This is a genomic window from Streptomyces sp. NPDC001902 (assembly GCF_042891295.1).
Lineage (GTDB): Bacteria > Actinomycetota > Actinomycetes > Streptomycetales > Streptomycetaceae > Actinacidiphila.
On sequence record NZ_JBIATA010000005.1, the window covers coordinates 116,363 to 131,331 of the forward strand.

Consider the following 14,969-nt stretch of genomic DNA (forward strand, 5'->3'; position numbering starts at 1 on the left):
CATGACCCTGGCGGTCCGAGTCATCCCCTGCCTGGACGTGGACAACGGCCGGGTCGTCAAGGGCGTCAACTTCCGGAACCTGCGGGACGCCGGCGACCCCGTCGAGATGGCCAAGCTGTACGACGCCGAGGGCGCCGACGAGCTGACCTTCCTCGACATCACGGCCTCCTCCGGCAACCGCGAGACGACCTACGACGTGGTGCGGCGCACCGCCGAGCAGGTCTTCATCCCGCTCACCGTCGGCGGCGGCGTGCGGTCCGCCGAGGACGTCGACAAGCTGCTGCGTGCCGGGGCCGACAAGGTCGGCGTCAACACCGCCGCGATCGCCCGGCCCGAGCTGCTGCGCGAGATCGCCGAGCGGTTCGGCCGCCAGGTGCTGGTGCTGTCCGTGGACGCCCGCCGCACCGACGCCGGGACGCCGTCCGGCTACGAGGTGACCACGCACGGCGGCCGCCAGGGCACCGGCATCGACGCCGTGGAGTGGGCGCACCGCGCGGCCGAGCTGGGCGCCGGCGAGATCCTGCTCAACTCGATGGACGCCGACGGCACCAAGGACGGCTACGACACGGAGATGATCGCCGCCGTCCGCAAGCACGTCACCGTCCCCGTCATCGCCTCCGGCGGCGCGGGCCGCCTCACCGACTTCCCCCCGGCCGTCGCCGCCGGCGCCGACGCCGTCCTGGCCGCCTCCGTCTTCCACTTCGGCGACCTGCGCATCGGCGAGGTCAAGCGGACCCTGCGGGACGCCGGGCACCCGGTGCGCTAGGCCGGCCCGTTCCGGCCCGCGGCCCGGACGGCGACGCGGTCGCGGGCCAGGAGGGGCCGCGCGGCGGCGAGGGTGAGGGCGGTGAGGGTGACGCCGCTCGCGGCGCTGACGGCGGCCGCGGGGAGGGAGCCGTCGGCGAGGATCAGTCCGCTGACGGCTGAGCCGCCCGCGATGCCGGTGGTGACCAGGGTGACCAGCCAGGCGAAGGCCTCGGTGACGGTGCCCGCCGGGGCGAGTTCGCCGGTGAGCCCGAAGACCACGGTGAGCAGCGGCGCGAAGAACACCCCGCTCAGCAGGGCGGCGACCACCATCGGCAGCGGGCCGGGGACCAGGGCGAAGGGCCAGAAAGTGACGGCCATCCCGGCGGCGGTGACGGCCGCCTTGGTGGCCGGGTCCGCCCGCCAGGGCAGGACGGCGGTCAGCAGGGCGCCGATCAGGGCGCCGGTGGAGTTCAGCGCCAGCAGGGTGCCCGCGCCGCCGGGCAGCGGGTGGCGCTCGGCGTAGGCGACGGCGAAGACGTTGAACGTGCCCAGGGCCCAGCCGCATCCGGCCAGCGCGCACAGCAGCACCACCAGGGCCCGGTTGCGCAGCGGACCCAGCCAGTCGACGGAACGGGCGGCGGAGGCCCAGGCGCGGGAGGGCGCTGAGGTCGCGACGGAGAGCGCGCCCACCACCCCGAGGACGGCCGCGGCCAGCAGCGCCAGCCGGGCCGGGCCGAGCACCGCCAGCCCGCCGACCAGGAGCGGGCCGGCGATGAAGACCAGCTCCTGCGCGCCGGCGTCCACCGCGTACGCCGACTCCAGTTCGTCCGGCTCGACGAGGTCCGGCCAGAGCGCGCGCAGGCACGGCTCCAGCGGCGGCGAGGCGGCTCCGGCGACGGCCGGGCCGAGCACGGCCACCGCCGTGCTGCCCGGTGCGGCGGCCAGCGCGGCGAAGCCGCCGGCCGAGACCAGCGCCGAGACGATCAGCACGCGCGGCTGGCCCAGCCGGTCCGCCCACCGTCCGAGCAGCGGCCCGCCGATCGCTCCGGACACCGCGTAGACGCCCCCGGCGGCGCCGACCAGCCGGTAGTCGGCGCCGGCCGCGCGCAGCGCCAGCGCGATGGCCAGGGCCGCCATGGCGGTCGGCAGCCGTCCGACGAGCGAACCGGACAGCAACCGGCCCACATGGGGCCGGCGGAGCAGCTTCAGGTACGGCACACGTCACCCACGGAGGTCGAGCGCTGCGGCGATCACGTCGTGCACCAGGGTCTCACCGGACGCCCGGTTCTCCTTCAGCCGTTCGAGGTCCTCCGGGCCGAACCAGCCGTACTCCGTGTGCTTGCCCGGCTCCAGGCGCGGACGCGCGAGGTCCCCGTCGACGTCGACCACGAAGTCCGCCTCATGGCGCAGGCCTTGGCCGTCGTCGCCCTCCCAGGTGGACACCCCGATCAGCCGCCGCACGGCGCGCAGCCGCCAGCCGGTCTCTTCCTCCACCTCGCGGGCGAGGGCCGCCAGGAGGGTCTCGCCGGGCTCCACATGGCCGCCGACGATGTCCCAGCAGTCCGGGAAGAGCCTGCGGCCGGGGGAGCGGCGCTGGGCGAAGGCCCTGCCGTCCGTGTCGAGGACCACCGCCCCGACGGCCCAGGTCTCGCCCGGGCGCGGCACCGGTATCCCGGGCCCCGCCGACCCTACGTCCGTGCCCGTCCCACCCTGGTTCGCGTCCATGGCCGCAGAGCGTAGCCCGATGCGCAGGATCAGTTGCGCAATTTCTGTTGCACAAATTTCCTTTCCTATCTAGCCTCCCGGGTATGCCCGAGGAAGAGGCGGGGGAGAACTCCGCAGACCCCCGCAGGATCACCGACCTCGACGCGCTCAAGGTCTTCACGCACCCGCTGCGCATCGAGCTCTACCGCGCCCTGTTCACCGCCCGCACCGCGACCGCCTCCCAGCTGGCCGACCAGGTCGACGAGGCGGTGTCGCTGGTCAGTTACCACCTGCGCAAGCTCGCCGCGCACGGCTTCATCACCGAGGCCCCCGGGCAGAGCTCGGACGGCCGCGAACGGTGGTGGAAGGTCAGCTCCGAGCGCGGATTCACCTTCCGCACCTCGGACTTCGCCGACCGCCCCGAGGGCGCCGCCGTCATGGGCGAGGTGACCCGGCAGCTCCTCGCCACCCGCTACGCGCGCTACGCCGCCTACCTCGACCAGCAGTTCGCCTGGGACAAGGAGTGGACCGACGCGTCCTTCAGCTCCGAGTACATGCCCCGGCTCACCGCGCAGGAGATGCGCCGGTTCGGCGATGAGCTGGGCGAGCTGGTCATGCGCTGGGTCGACCGCGGGCGCGCCGCCGAGGAGGCGGGCGACACCGAGGGCCGTGAGCACGTCGCGGTGCACCTGTACGGATTCCCCCACCGGCCGTGAACCCCGAAGGAGGCGACCGCATGACGGCGCCCGCCACCGCCGCACCGTCCCTGTCCCTTTCCCGTGCCCCCGCCCACCGGGACGCCAACGTCCTGCGCTGGCTCGCCGCCTTCACCGCCTCTCTCGTCGGCGATGCCGTGTGGTTCCTCGCCCTGTCCTGGGCCGCCACCCGCGCCGGCGACCCCGGGCGGGCCGGCCTGGTCCTCGCGGCCGGCGCCGTGCCGCGCGCGGTGCTGATGCTCGGCGGGGGAGTGCTGGCCGACCGGTTCGGGCCGCGACGCATCGTCATCGGCAGTGATCTGACCCGGTGCGCGGTGATGTTCGCGGCGGCCGCGCTGCTCGCCCTCACCACCCCCGGGCTGTGGGCGCTGGCCGTCGTCGCGGTGCTCTTCGGCGCCGTGGACGCGGTGTTCCTGCCCGCCGTCGGCGCCCTGCCGCCGCGCATCACCGGCCCGGACCAACTGGGCCGCCTGCACGGGATGAAGGGCATCGCGATGCGGGTCGGCAACGTGGCCGGCGCGTCGCTCGGCGGCACGGCCGTCGCGACCGGGGGCGCCCCCACCGCGTTCGCCGTCGCGGGCGTGCTGTTCGCGGTCTCGCTCGTGCTGCTGCTCGCCGTCCGCGTGGCCCCGCTGCCGCCCGACGACGGTGCCGCACAGGCGGACGGCACCCCGTGGCGGGAGCTGGTGGACGGCCTGCGCCACATCCGGGGACGGCGCGCGCTCACCGCGCTCATGGTCGTCATCGCGGTCGGCGAGCTCGGATTCACCGGGCCGTTCAACATCGGCCTCGTGCTGGTCGCCGCCGACCGGGGCTGGGGCGCTGCCGGGCTCGGCTGGATCGTCAGCGGCTTCGGCGCCGGCGCGGGCGCCGCTTCACTGCTGCTGACGGTGCGCGGCCGGCTGCCGCGCGCCGGGCTGGCCCAGGCCTGCTGCCTGGGGCTGGGGGCGGTCGCGGTGGCCGCCTTCGCCTTCGTCCCCGCGCTGCCGGGGGCGGTCGCCGTGGCCGTCGTGATCGGCCTCGTGGCAGGACTGAGCGGGGCACTGTGCGGAGCCCTGCTGCAGACCCTCACCGAACCCGCCTACCTCGGCCGGGTCAGCTCGGTGGCCGCGCTGTTCTCGCTCGGCGTCGCCCCGATGAGCTACCCGCTCACCGGGGCCGCCATCGGCGCCTGGGGTCCGCAGCCGGTGTTCGTCGTCAGTGCGGCGGTCGCGGCCGCGGGGGCCGTTGCGGGACTCGCCGCGCCGGCGCTGCGGCGGGCGGAACTCGCCCGCCGCCCCGGGTAGCAGGACTCAGGCCGTGATCCCGAGCCTGGCGTCGTACAGCCGGGTCACCGCGTCCTTGTCGCCCTCGGTCTCCACCCGGGCGGAGTCCTGCCGGCCGAAGGCGAACAGCAGCAGCTCGCCGGGCTCCCCGGTGACCGTGACGACCGGGGCGCCGCGGTGCGCCACCGCGGTCTGCCCGTCCGGACGGCGCAGCACCACACCGACCGGGGCCTTGCGGCCCAGCAGCCGGGCGGAGCGCTCCAGCCGGGACCAGAGCAGTTCGGCGAAGACGGGGTCCAGTTCGCGCGGCGACCAGTCCGGCTGGGCCCGGCGCACGTCCTCGGCGTGGACGAAGAACTCGACGGTGTTGGCCGCCTCGTCGATCTGCTTGAGGGCGAACGGCGACAGCCGCGGCGGCCCGGTGCGGATCAGCCGGATCAATTCCTGGAAGGGCCGTTCCGCGAACTCCTTGCGCACACGCTCCGACCGGTCCGCGAGGAAGGGGATGACCAGGCCGGCCGAGGCGTCACCGCGGCGCTCCCGCACCACGATGTGGGCGGCGAGGTCGCGGGTGGTCCAGCCCTCGCAGAGGGTTGGCGCCTCGGGTCCGGCACTCTCCAGCAGGTCGGCGAGGAGCAGACGTTCACGCTGGGCATGAGTCGACATGCCGTCAGCCTACGTCCGGCCCCGCCGGTGGGCAGCAGCTACGGCAGCGGTTTCGTCAGCTTCTTGCCGTCCAGCTTGTTGCTGAGGGTCAGGGAGCAGGAGATGGTGTCCTTGCCCTGCACCTGGTAGCCCGAGAGCTTCGGGTACAGCGCGTAGTAGTAGTACCCGGGGTTGTCCTTGACGTCCTTCAGGCGCTTGGCGGCGTCCGCCTCGCACAGCTTCAGGACCTTGGCCTTGAGCGCGGCCTCGGTGGCGAAGGTGCCCGTGATGGTCTCGTTGGCGATGACCTCGGCGTCGTGCGGGCCGTTGCAGGAGACCGTCGTGACCTCGGTGACGCCGCTGTCCAGGCCCGGATCGTCGAAGCACTGGCCGGGGCTGAGCACGACGTACTTGCGGAAGGTCTCCGAGGGGTCCGGCTCCGTGGACGCGGTCGCCGTGTCCTGCGTGGCGGGGGCCGAGGCCGTGGGGCTGCTGCTCGTGGACCCGGCGGCGCCCTTGTCGTCGTCCTCGCCGCCGCTCAGCGCGATCGCCAGGCCGCCGACGACGACGGCTATCAGGACGACCGCGCCGATGACGATCGCGGCCACCTTCGCGCCGCCACCGCTGCGCGGCGGCTGCGGCGGGGGCGGGTAGCCGTAACCGCCGCCCTGCTGCGCAGGCCCGGGGAACTGCGGCTGGTTCTGGTACGGCGGCTGCGGCTGCGGCTGGTACTGCTGCTGGGGCTGGTACTGCGGCGGGCCGAAACCCCCCGGGGGCGGCCCGAAACCGCCGCCCTGTCCGGGGCGCGGGTCGTCGGGCGGCGACGGCGGAGGAAAACTCATGGACGAAGCATGCCCCATACGGGTGAGCGGGGTGAGGGCAGGAGCCGAAGTCACGCCGCCCGCGGCGGGCAGAATGGGGGTATGGAATCCCCGCTCGACCCAGCCGTCGCCGCCCGTCTCAAGCGCACCGCCGACGGCCTCGTCCCCGCCGTCGCGCAGCAGTACGACACCGGCGAAGTCCTCATGCTCGGATGGATGGACGACGAGGCGCTGCACCGCACCCTCACCACCGGCCGCTGCACCTACTGGAGCCGCAGCCGCCAGGAGTACTGGGTCAAGGGCGACACCTCCGGGCACGTCCAGCACGTGAAGTCCGTGGCCCTGGACTGCGACGGCGACACGATCCTCGTCAAGGTCGACCAGGTCGGCGCGGCCTGCCACACCGGCGACCGCACCTGCTTCGACGCGGGCGAACTGCCGCTGGCCTGAAGCGGCCGCGCCCGGGCACTAGGCTGCGGACCATGACCACGGGCACCGTCACCCCCGACCTCGACACCTTCCGCAAGCTGGCGCAGGACCGCCGTGTCATCCCGGTCAGCAGGAAGCTGCTGGCCGACGGGGACACCCCGGTCGGCCTGTACCGGAAGCTCGCCGCCGAGCGCCCCGGCACCTTCCTGCTGGAGTCCGCGGAGAACGGCCGCTCGTGGTCCCGCTACTCGTTCGTCGGCGTCCGCAGCGCCGCCACCTTGACCGAGCGCGACGGCCGGGCCCACTGGCTCGGCACGCCGCCGGTCGGCGTGCCGGCCGGCGGCGACCCGCTGGAGGCGCTGCGGGCCACGATCGAGGCCCTGCACACCCCGCGCGACCTGCACGACGACGCGGGCCTGCCGCCGTTCACCGGGGGCATGGTCGGCTACCTCGGCTACGACGTCGTGCGCCGCCTGGAGCGCATCGGCGACCACGCCCGCGACGACCTGGGCCTGCCCGAGCTCACGATGCTGCTCACCTCCGACCTGGCGGTGCTCGACCACTGGGACGGCTCGGTGCTGCTGATCGCCAACGCGATCAACCACAACGACCTCGACACCGGCGTCGACGAGGCGTACGCCGAGGCCGTGCGGCGGCTCGACGCCATGACCGAAGACCTGGCCCGTCCCGTGGACTCCGCGCCCGCCGAGCTGCCGCCGTCCCGGCTGCCGGAGGAGGTCACCTCGCGCTTCGGCGGCGCCGCGTACCAGGCCGCGGTGGAGACGGCCAAGGAGTACATCCGGGCCGGCGACGCCTTCCAGGTCGTGCCCTCGCAGCGGTTCGAGACCCCCTGCCCGGCGAGCGCGCTCGACGTCTACCGCGTGCTGCGGGCGACCAACCCCTCCCCCTACATGTACCTGCTGCGCTTCGACGGCTTCGACGTCGTCGGCTCCAGCCCCGAGGCGCTGGTCAAGGTCGAGGACGGCCGGGCCATGGTGCACCCCATCGCGGGCACCCGCCCGCGCGGCGCGACGCCCCAGGAGGACCAGGCGCTCGCCGACGAACTGCTCGCCGACCCCAAGGAGCGCGCCGAGCACCTGATGCTGGTCGACCTGGGCCGCAACGACCTCGGGCGGGTCTGCGAGCCCGGCAGCGTCGAGGTCGTCGACTTCATGTCGATCGAGCGGTACAGCCACGTCATGCACATCGTCTCCACCGTCACCGGCAGCCTCGGCGCCGGCCGCACGGCCTTCGACGTCCTCACCGCCTGCTTCCCCGCGGGCACCCTGTCGGGGGCGCCCAAGCCGCGCGCGATGCAGATCATCGACGAGCTGGAGCCCACCCGGCGCGGGCTGTACGGCGGCGCCGTGGGCTACCTCGACTTCGCCGGGGACTCCGACACCGCCATCGCCATCCGTACCGCGGTGCTGCGCGGCGGGACCGCCTACGTCCAGGCCGGCGCCGGCATCGTCGCCGACTCCGACCCGGTCAGCGAGGACACCGAGTGCCGGAACAAGGCCGCCGCGGTGCTCCGCGCCGTCGACACGGCGGGCCGGATGCGCGGCGGGGCGTGACCGCCACCGGCGGGACCCGCGTGCCGGGGCGCGGGAGCGACGGGGGATAGTGGTCCGGTGAGCAGTTCCGTACCCCAGCCCGGCACCGTCGCAGAACCGTCCGCCGGGCCCGCACCCCGCCGGGCGGCCGGCCGCGGCAGCCTCGTCCTCGCCCTGGCGAGCGGCGTGGCCGGCGCCGCGGTCGTGCTCCTGGCCTCGGGCAAGACCTGGCAGAAGGGCAGCGCCCCGTTCGCCGGCGGCGGGATGCCGGTCAGTGTCTCCGGCCACCAGGTCACCGGGGTGCCGGGCGCGCTCGCGCTGGTGGGACTCGCCGCCCTCGTGGCGGTCTTCGCCGTACGGGGAGCGGCCCGGCTGCTCGTCGGCGGGCTGCTCGCGCTGTGCGGGGCCGGGGCCCTCGCGGCGGCGCTGCTCGCGCTCGGCGACACCGCGGCCCTGGACGCCGCCGCGGCGACCGCCAGCGGCCTCAGCCGTACGACCGTCACCGGGGCCGCCACCAGCGCCTGGCCGGGGGTCTCCGCGGCCGGTGGGGCGCTGCTGCTGTCCGCAGGCGCCGTCGCCCTCCTCCGCGCCCGGACCTGGCCCGGGATGTCGAACCGGTACGACCGCGACACCCCGAAGGCGTCGCAGCCCGCCCGTACCGCCGCACCCGCCGCCGGCGAGGAGCGCCCCGAGGACCTGTGGAAGGCGCTGGACCGCGGCGAGGACCCCACCGAGGCGCCCTGACGCGCCGGGCCACCCCCCGCGCGCGGAGCGTGAGCGGAACGGGGGACAATGGCGCATGACGCGCGCCATCGCGCGGGCGGAGCAACTGACGACCCTTTTGTAGAACGACTTGGGAGCACTCATGGCGGGCAACAGCCACGGACACACCCCTGCCGCCTGGACCGGCGTGACCATCGCCTTCATCGGCTTCTGCGTCGCGGCTGCCTTTGTCGTCCTGGCGGAGCCGATCGGTATGTTCGCCGGCCTGGCGGTCGCCGCCCTGGGCGGTCTGGTCGGTCTCGGCATGCGCGCCGCGGGCCTCGGCAAGCCGGTGCCGGAGAAGCAGCACGGCTGACCCGGGCACGGACCCCGCAGCCGCCGCCGGCGCATCCGCCGGCGGCGGCTGCGTCCTTTCCGGCCACCCCGGGTGTCCCTGCCGGGCGCGGCGCGGGACAATCACCGCGTGACCGAGACCGCCTCCAGGCCGAAGCCGATTGCCCTCGCCGCCCCGCTGGGCGTGCTCGGCGGTGTCGCCGCCGCCTTCGCGTACGTCGGCACCTTCGACCCGAACGAGGCCGGGCACTACCCGGTCTGCCCCCTGCTGCACTACACGGGCCTGTACTGCCCCGGCTGCGGCGGGCTGCGCAGCGCGTACGCGGTCGTGCACGGCGACTTCGGCACGGCGATCGGCCTCAACGCGCTGGCCGTGGCGGGCTACCTGCTCTTCGCCGTGGTGTGGACGGTCTGGCTCATCCGGACGCTGCGCGGCCGCCCCTTCCCGCTCGCGCTGCGGGCCGTCCACTGGTGGGCGATCACGGGTGCCGTGCTGCTCTTCACCGTCGTCCGGAACCTTCCGTTCGGGACCGCGCTGGCGCCCTGACCAGCGACGAAGGGACGCCCGGACCGTCCGTCCGGTGGGCCCCCGCCCCGCCGGATGCGGGTCCTCCGCCCACCGGCGGTTACCATCGCAGTGCTGGTGGAACATCTCACTGGCTTGATCGTTTCGCTTTCGGAAGGGGTCCTCGCGCGTGAGTGTGCTCGACGAGATCATCGACGGAGTCCGCGAGGACCTCGCCGAGCGGCAGGCCCGGGTCTCCCTCGACGAGCTCAAGGAGCGGGCGGCGAAGGCGCGCGACGCCAAGGACGGCGTGGCGGCCCTGCGCGGCGACAGCGTCAAGGTCATCTGCGAGGTCAAGCGGTCCAGCCCCTCCAAGGGCGCTCTGGCCGCCATCGCCGACCCCGCGGGCCTGGCCGCGGACTACGAGGCGGGCGGCGCCGCCGTCATCTCGGTCCTCACCGAGCAGCGCCGCTTCGGCGGCTCGCTGGCCGACCTCGAGGCCGTCCGGGCCAAGGTCGACATCCCCGTGCTCCGCAAGGACTTCATCGTCACCGCCTACCAGCTCTGGGAGGCCCGCGCCTACGGTGCCGACCTGGCGCTGCTGATCGTCGCGGCGCTGGAGCAGGACGCGCTGGTCTCCCTGATCGAGCGGGCCGGGTCCATCGGGCTCACCCCGCTGGTCGAGGTGCACGACGAGGAGGAGGTCGAGCGCGCCGTCGACGCGGGCGCCCGCATCATCGGCGTGAACGCGCGCAACCTCAAGACCCTCGAGGTCGACCGCGGCACCTTCGCCCGCGTCGCCCCGGAGATCCCGGACCACATCGTCAAGGTGGCCGAGTCCGGCGTCCGCGGCCCGCACGACCTCATCGCCTACGCCAACGACGGCGCCGACGCCGTCCTCGTCGGCGAATCGCTGGTGACCGGCCGCGACCCCAAGGCCGCCGTGGCCGACCTCGTGGCCGCGGGCGCGCACCCCGCGCTGCGCCACGGACGGGGCTGACCGGCACCATGACGACCTACGCGCGACTGGCCCGGGGCTGCCGTCCCCGTGGCTGCCGCGCGCCCGCGCGGCGCGTCCTCGGCCGCCGCGTGCGCTACCACATCGGCTGCGAGCCGGGTCAGATCAACGGGCGCCGATGGCGCTGACGGCAGCGCCGTCCTCCTGATGACCGGGGCACGGGCGTGCCCACCGGCGACCCCGCCGGTGAGCGTCCCGCCGTGCTCCCCGGCCGCGGGCGTGCGCATGCCGCCGGCGGCGCCGGACGCGCCGTAACGTGACCATTGGTACGCGAAACCCTGGGGGCTGCCGACGCGCGCCCCCGAAGGAGCCGAGAACGTCATGTCCGAAGACTTCTTCATCCCCGACCCCGAGGGCCGGGTGCCCAGTGCCGAGGGCTACTTCGGCCGGTTCGGCGGCAAGTTCATCCCGGAGGCGCTGGTCGCCGCCGTGGACGAGGTCGCCGTGGAGTACGACAAGGCGAAGTCCGATCCGGCCTTCGCCGCGGAACTGAACGACCTGCTGGTGCACTACACCGGCCGGCCGAGCCCGCTCACCGAGGTGCCGCGGTTCGCGGAGCACGCCGGCGGGGCACGGGTCTTCCTCAAGCGGGAGGACCTCAACCACACCGGCTCGCACAAGATCAACAACGTGCTGGGCCAGGCGCTGCTCACCAAGCGCATGGGCAAGACCCGGGTCATCGCCGAGACCGGCGCCGGCCAGCACGGCGTGGCGACGGCCACCGCCTGCGCCCTGTTCGGCCTGGAGTGCACCATCTACATGGGCGAGGTCGACACCGAGCGCCAGGCGCTCAACGTCGCCCGCATGCGCATCCTCGGCGCCGAGGTCATCCCCGTGAAGTCCGGCAGCCGCACGCTGAAGGACGCGATCAACGAGGCGTTCCGCGACTGGGTCGCCAACGTGGACCGCACCCACTACCTCTTCGGCACGGTCGCGGGCCCGCACCCCTTCCCGGCGATGGTGCGCGACTTCCACCGCGTCATCGGCGTCGAGGCCCGCCGCCAGATCCTGGAGCGCGCGGGACGGCTGCCGGACGTGGTCGCCGCCTGCGTGGGCGGCGGGTCCAACGCGATCGGCCTGTTCCACGCCTTCATCCCGGACGGGTCCGTGCGTCTGGTGGGCCTGGAGGCGGCAGGGCACGGTGTGGACTCCGGCGAGCACGCGGCGACGCTCACCGTCGGCGAGCCCGGCATCCTGCACGGCTCCCGCTCCTACGTCCTGCAGGACGACGAGGGCCAGATCACCGAGCCGTACTCGATCTCGGCCGGCCTGGACTACCCCGGCATCGGCCCCGAGCACGCCTACCTCAAGGAGACCGGCCGCGCCGAGTACCGCCCGGTCACCGACGACGAGGCGATGCAGGCGCTGCGCCTGCTGTCCCGCACCGAGGGCATCATCCCGGCCATCGAGAGCGCCCACGCCCTCGCCGGCGTGCTGGGGGTCGGCCGGGAGCTGGGCGAGGAGGGCCTGGTCCTGGTCAACCTCTCCGGCCGCGGTGACAAGGACATGGACACGGCCGCCCGCTACTTCGGGCTGTACGACGAGGCTGAAGGAGCACAGCGGTGAGCGGGCAGATCGAGCTGCTGGACCGGACCCTGGCCGGTGCCAGGGCCGAGGGGCGCGCCGCCCTGGTGGCCTACCTCCCGGCCGGTTTCCCGACCGTGGAGGGCGGCATCGAGGCGGCGAAGGCGGCCCTGGAGGGCGGTGCCGACGTCGTCGAGATCGGCCTGCCGCACAGCGACCCCGTGCTGGACGGCCCGGTCATCCAGACCGCGGACGACATCGCGCTGCGCGGCGGTGTGCGGATCAAGGACGTGCTGCGCACGGTGCGGGAGGCGCACGCCGCGACGGGCAAGCCGATCCTGGTCATGACGTACTGGAACCCGGTGGACCGCTACGGCACCGAGCGCTTCGCGGCCGAGCTGGCAGAGGCGGGCGGCGCGGGCTGCATCCTGCCGGACCTGCCGGTGGAGGAGTCCGAGGTGTGGCGGAAGGCCGCCGAGCAGCACCGACTGGCCACCGTCTTCGTGGTCGCCCCGAGCAGCCGGGACGAGCGGCTGGCGAAGATCACGGCGGCGGGCTCCGGCTTCGTCTACGCGGCCTCGCTGATGGGCGTCACCGGCACCCGTGAGAGCGTCGGCGCCGAGGCGGCCGACCTGGTGCGGCGCACCCGGGCCCAGACCGAGCTGCCGGTCTGCGTGGGCCTGGGCGTCTCCAACGCCGCCCAGGCAGCCGAGGTGGCGGGCTTCGCGGACGGGGTGATCGTCGGCTCGGCGTTCGTCAAGCGGCTGCTCGACGCGCCGGACCTGGAGCAGGGCCTGGCCGGGGTGCGCGAGCTGGCGGCGGACCTCGCCCAGGGCGTCCGCCGGTAGCGGCGCCTCACTCTTCCGGGCGAAACATGGGCCGGGGGTACGCGCGAGCGTGCCCCCGGTTCGTTGTGCCTGGGTGTGAGCGAGAAGAACCGTGAAGGAAAGCGCAGTGCCCGGGACCGGCTGCAGGAGCAGCGCGCGGAGGACGAGCGCCGGCACAAGCGCAAGAGGACGCTGATCGTCGCGGGCTCCGTGGTGGGGGTCCTGGCCGTCGGCGCCGTCATCGGGATCGTGGTGGCGGGCAGCGGCGGTGGTTCCGGCGCCCCGGCCGTGACCCCGGTGGGCGCGACCGGCAAGGACAAGCTGGCCCTCCCCAACGGCGCGAGCGACGCCCCGTCCACCCTGACCGTGTACGAGGACTTCCGGTGCCCGGCCTGCGCGGCCTACGAGAACGAGCTCCGCGACACCATCCACGCCCTCCAGGACCAGGGCCAGCTCAAGGTCGAGTACCACCTCGTCCGGCTCATCGACGGGAACCTGGGCGGTACCGGATCGCTCAACGCCGCCAACGCCGCGGCCTGCGCGCAGGACGAGGGCAAGTTCCGCGCGTACCACGACGTCCTCTACCGGAACCAGCCGCAGGAGAACGACGACCACTTCGCCGACAAGACCTACCTGCTGGAGCTTGCGGGCAAGGTGCCGGGGCTGAAGACCGACGCCTTCACCACCTGCGTGAAGGACGGCACGTACGACGACTGGGTGAACGCCAACAACGAGGCCTTCGGCGCCGCCGGCTTCAACTCCACGCCCACCATCCTGCTCAACGGCGGGGGGAACCTGCTCGCCAAGGGGCAGCCCAACCTGACCGCGGACCGGCTGAAGCAGCTGGTCACCGAGGCCAACAAGGGCAAGAAGCCCGGCACCGCGACGCAGGGCGCCACCCCGACGAGCGCTTCCGGGTCGCCGGGTGCGACGGGATCGGCGAGCGGCTCCGCGACCGCGGGAGGCTCTCCCGCGGCCTCGCAGGGCGGCTGAGCTCACGCCCGTTATCCAGCCGTTGCCGGGCGGGTGCCCGCCGCACCCGCCCGGCACGGTAGCGTCGGCAGTGCCATGGAACTCATCGCCTTCATTCCCAGTCCGTCGCGCGGGGTCATCCACCTCGGCCCCATCCCTCTGCGCGGCTATGCCTTCTGCATCATCATCGGTGTCTTCGTGGCCGTGTGGCTCGGCGGCAGGCGATGGGTCGCCCGCGGCGGACTGAAGACCACGGTCGCCGACATCGCCGTCTGGGCGGTGCCCTTCGGCCTGGTCGGCGGCCGCCTCTACCACGTGATCACCAGTTACGAGCTCTACTTCGGTGAGGGCAAGGACTGGGTCAACGCGTTCAAGATCTGGGAGGGCGGCCTCGGCATCTGGGGCGCCATCGCCCTGGGTGCCCTCGGCGCCTGGATCGGCTGCCGGCGCCGCGGCATCTCGCTGCCCGCGTACGCCGACGCCGTGGCGCCGGGCATCGCCTTCGCCCAGGCCATCGGCCGCTGGGGCAACTGGTTCAACCAGGAGCTGTACGGGCGCGCCACCGATGTGCCCTGGGCGCTGAAGATCGACAGCGCCCACCGGCCGGCGGACAGCCTGGACGTCGCGACGTACCACCCGACCTTCCTCTACGAGTCGCTGTGGTGCGTGGGCGTGGCCCTGCTGGTCATCTGGGCCGACCGGCGCTTCCGGCTCGGCCACGGCCGCGCCTTCGCGCTCTACGTCGCGGCGTACACCGTCGGGCGCTTCTGGATCGAGTACCTGCGCGTCGACGACGCCCACCACGTCCTCGGCCTGCGTCTCAACGACTGGACGTCGATCCTGGTCTTCGTCGCCGCCGTGGTCTACATCGTGGTCTCGGCGAGGCTGCGGCCGGGCCGTGAGGAGGTCGTCGAGCCGGCGGCCGTCGCCGCGGCCGAGGCCTCCGCGGAGGGGACGGACCCCGACGCGAAGGCCAAGGACGCCGGGGACGCCGAGGGCGAGCAGGCGACGGACGCGGAAGCGGACGTGGACGCCGGGAAGACCGAAGCCGACGGGGCGGAGCCCGGCCCGGACCGGGACGAGGAGGACGGCGCCGTCCCCGTCGATGCCGAGGCCAAGCCCGCCAAGAACCTCTGACGCGTACGTCGCGCAGCCCGCGGCCGCCGTTCACCACCCTGGTGACGGCG

At 74.1% G+C, this 14,969-nt stretch carries 18 protein-coding genes; 14 read left to right on the top strand and 4 right to left on the bottom strand.

What is annotated here, in order from left to right; genetic code table 11:
• Position 1 precedes the first annotated feature (1 nt).
• Positions 2–766: an imidazole glycerol phosphate synthase subunit HisF gene (hisF, locus tag ACFYYN_RS11450; RefSeq protein ID WP_500333195.1), complete on the top strand. Its 765-nt coding sequence runs from the start codon at positions 2–4 to the stop codon at positions 764–766.
• Here hisF and ACFYYN_RS11455 read toward each other — a convergent pair.
• The gene (locus ACFYYN_RS11455; RefSeq protein ID WP_500545562.1) at positions 763–1,965 is read right to left on the bottom strand and encodes an MFS transporter; all 1,203 of its coding nucleotides are present in this window, start codon (positions 1,963–1,965) and stop codon (positions 763–765) included. The two genes, hisF and ACFYYN_RS11455, sit on opposite strands and share 4 nt — an antisense overlap.
• Before the next feature lie 3 nt (positions 1,966–1,968).
• Positions 1,969–2,472, bottom strand: coding sequence for an NUDIX hydrolase (locus tag ACFYYN_RS11460; RefSeq protein ID WP_500330547.1), 504 nt, complete (start codon positions 2,470–2,472; stop codon positions 1,969–1,971).
• A gap of 83 nt (positions 2,473–2,555) precedes the next feature.
• On the opposite strand from ACFYYN_RS11460, the gene ACFYYN_RS11465 reads away from it, so the two are divergent.
• Both ACFYYN_RS11465 and ACFYYN_RS11470 read left to right on the top strand, forming a co-directional pair.
• Entirely contained in the window at positions 2,556–3,167 is a 612-nt protein-coding gene (locus ACFYYN_RS11465; protein ID WP_500545563.1) for a winged helix-turn-helix domain-containing protein, read from the top strand.
• Positions 3,168–3,187: 20 nt separating this feature from the next.
• Positions 3,188–4,453, top strand: coding sequence for an MFS transporter (locus ACFYYN_RS11470; RefSeq protein ID WP_500545564.1), 1,266 nt, complete (start codon positions 3,188–3,190; stop codon positions 4,451–4,453).
• A 6-nt stretch (positions 4,454–4,459) separates the two neighbouring features.
• On the opposite strand, the gene ACFYYN_RS11475 is transcribed toward ACFYYN_RS11470, so the two are convergent.
• Together ACFYYN_RS11475 and ACFYYN_RS11480 are read right to left on the bottom strand one after the other, a co-directional pair.
• Positions 4,460–5,098 (bottom strand): TIGR03085 family protein, encoded by a 639-nt coding sequence (locus ACFYYN_RS11475; RefSeq protein WP_499511315.1) that lies wholly within the window; start codon positions 5,096–5,098, stop codon positions 4,460–4,462.
• Between the two features lie 38 nt (positions 5,099–5,136).
• A complete protein-coding gene (locus ACFYYN_RS11480; protein WP_500545565.1) occupies positions 5,137–5,919 on the bottom strand; it encodes a hypothetical protein in 783 nt (260 codons plus the stop codon).
• A gap of 81 nt (positions 5,920–6,000) precedes the next feature.
• Between ACFYYN_RS11480 and hisI the strand changes: the two genes are divergently transcribed.
• From hisI to lgt, 11 genes are all read left to right on the top strand, one after another.
• Positions 6,001–6,348: a phosphoribosyl-AMP cyclohydrolase gene (gene hisI / locus ACFYYN_RS11485; protein WP_499511313.1), complete on the top strand. Its 348-nt coding sequence runs from the start codon at positions 6,001–6,003 to the stop codon at positions 6,346–6,348.
• 32 nt (positions 6,349–6,380) lie between these two features.
• Positions 6,381–7,901: an anthranilate synthase component I gene (locus tag ACFYYN_RS11490; protein ID WP_500330554.1), complete on the top strand. Its 1,521-nt coding sequence runs from the start codon at positions 6,381–6,383 to the stop codon at positions 7,899–7,901.
• Between the two features lie 57 nt (positions 7,902–7,958).
• Positions 7,959–8,624 carry a TIGR02234 family membrane protein gene (locus ACFYYN_RS11495; protein WP_500545566.1) on the top strand — a complete coding sequence of 222 codons (666 nt, stop codon included), beginning with the start codon at positions 7,959–7,961 and terminating at the stop codon, positions 8,622–8,624.
• A 121-nt stretch (positions 8,625–8,745) separates the two neighbouring features.
• Positions 8,746–8,958: an HGxxPAAW family protein gene (locus ACFYYN_RS11500; RefSeq protein WP_500330558.1), complete on the top strand. Its 213-nt coding sequence runs from the start codon at positions 8,746–8,748 to the stop codon at positions 8,956–8,958.
• Between the two features lie 108 nt (positions 8,959–9,066).
• Positions 9,067–9,483 carry a DUF2752 domain-containing protein gene (locus tag ACFYYN_RS11505; protein WP_500545567.1) on the top strand — a complete coding sequence of 139 codons (417 nt, stop codon included), beginning with the start codon at positions 9,067–9,069 and terminating at the stop codon, positions 9,481–9,483.
• 148 nt (positions 9,484–9,631) lie between these two features.
• Positions 9,632–10,441, top strand: coding sequence for an indole-3-glycerol phosphate synthase TrpC (gene trpC, locus ACFYYN_RS11510; RefSeq protein ID WP_500330562.1), 810 nt, complete (start codon positions 9,632–9,634; stop codon positions 10,439–10,441).
• Between the two features lie 8 nt (positions 10,442–10,449).
• Positions 10,450–10,587 (top strand): tryptophan biosynthesis modulator TrpM, encoded by a 138-nt coding sequence (gene trpM / locus ACFYYN_RS11515; protein WP_431959897.1) that lies wholly within the window; start codon positions 10,450–10,452, stop codon positions 10,585–10,587.
• Between the two features lie 193 nt (positions 10,588–10,780).
• Complete coding sequence (trpB, locus tag ACFYYN_RS11520) at positions 10,781–12,025, top strand: tryptophan synthase subunit beta (protein ID WP_500545568.1); 1,245 nt, start codon at positions 10,781–10,783, stop codon at positions 12,023–12,025.
• Positions 12,022–12,831 (top strand): tryptophan synthase subunit alpha, encoded by an 810-nt coding sequence (gene trpA, locus ACFYYN_RS11525; RefSeq protein WP_500545569.1) that lies wholly within the window; start codon positions 12,022–12,024, stop codon positions 12,829–12,831. The genes trpB and trpA overlap by 4 nt, the downstream gene beginning before the upstream one ends.
• 75 nt (positions 12,832–12,906) lie before the next feature.
• Positions 12,907–13,803 (top strand): DsbA family protein, encoded by an 897-nt coding sequence (locus ACFYYN_RS11530; protein WP_500545570.1) that lies wholly within the window; start codon positions 12,907–12,909, stop codon positions 13,801–13,803.
• 75 nt (positions 13,804–13,878) lie between these two features.
• Positions 13,879–14,919 (top strand): prolipoprotein diacylglyceryl transferase, encoded by a 1,041-nt coding sequence (lgt, locus tag ACFYYN_RS11535; protein WP_500545571.1) that lies wholly within the window; start codon positions 13,879–13,881, stop codon positions 14,917–14,919.
• The last annotated feature ends 50 nt before the right edge of the window (positions 14,920–14,969 follow it).

Coding starts and splice junctions, on each gene's coding strand:
- hisF (WP_500333195.1), top strand. CDS start 2: ATGACCCTGGCGGTCCGAGTCATCCCCTGCCTGGACGTGGACAACGGC.
- ACFYYN_RS11460 (WP_500330547.1), bottom strand. CDS start 2,472: ATGGACGCGAACCAGGGTGGGACGGGCACGGACGTAGGGTCGGCGGGG.
- ACFYYN_RS11465 (WP_500545563.1), top strand. CDS start 2,556: ATGCCCGAGGAAGAGGCGGGGGAGAACTCCGCAGACCCCCGCAGGATC.
- ACFYYN_RS11470 (WP_500545564.1), top strand. CDS start 3,188: ATGACGGCGCCCGCCACCGCCGCACCGTCCCTGTCCCTTTCCCGTGCC.
- ACFYYN_RS11475 (WP_499511315.1), bottom strand. CDS start 5,098: ATGTCGACTCATGCCCAGCGTGAACGTCTGCTCCTCGCCGACCTGCTG.
- ACFYYN_RS11480 (WP_500545565.1), bottom strand. CDS start 5,919: ATGAGTTTTCCTCCGCCGTCGCCGCCCGACGACCCGCGCCCCGGACAG.
- hisI (WP_499511313.1), top strand. CDS start 6,001: ATGGAATCCCCGCTCGACCCAGCCGTCGCCGCCCGTCTCAAGCGCACC.
- ACFYYN_RS11490 (WP_500330554.1), top strand. CDS start 6,381: ATGACCACGGGCACCGTCACCCCCGACCTCGACACCTTCCGCAAGCTG.
- ACFYYN_RS11500 (WP_500330558.1), top strand. CDS start 8,746: ATGGCGGGCAACAGCCACGGACACACCCCTGCCGCCTGGACCGGCGTG.
- trpM (WP_431959897.1), top strand. CDS start 10,450: ATGACGACCTACGCGCGACTGGCCCGGGGCTGCCGTCCCCGTGGCTGC.
- trpB (WP_500545568.1), top strand. CDS start 10,781: ATGTCCGAAGACTTCTTCATCCCCGACCCCGAGGGCCGGGTGCCCAGT.
- lgt (WP_500545571.1), top strand. CDS start 13,879: ATGGAACTCATCGCCTTCATTCCCAGTCCGTCGCGCGGGGTCATCCAC.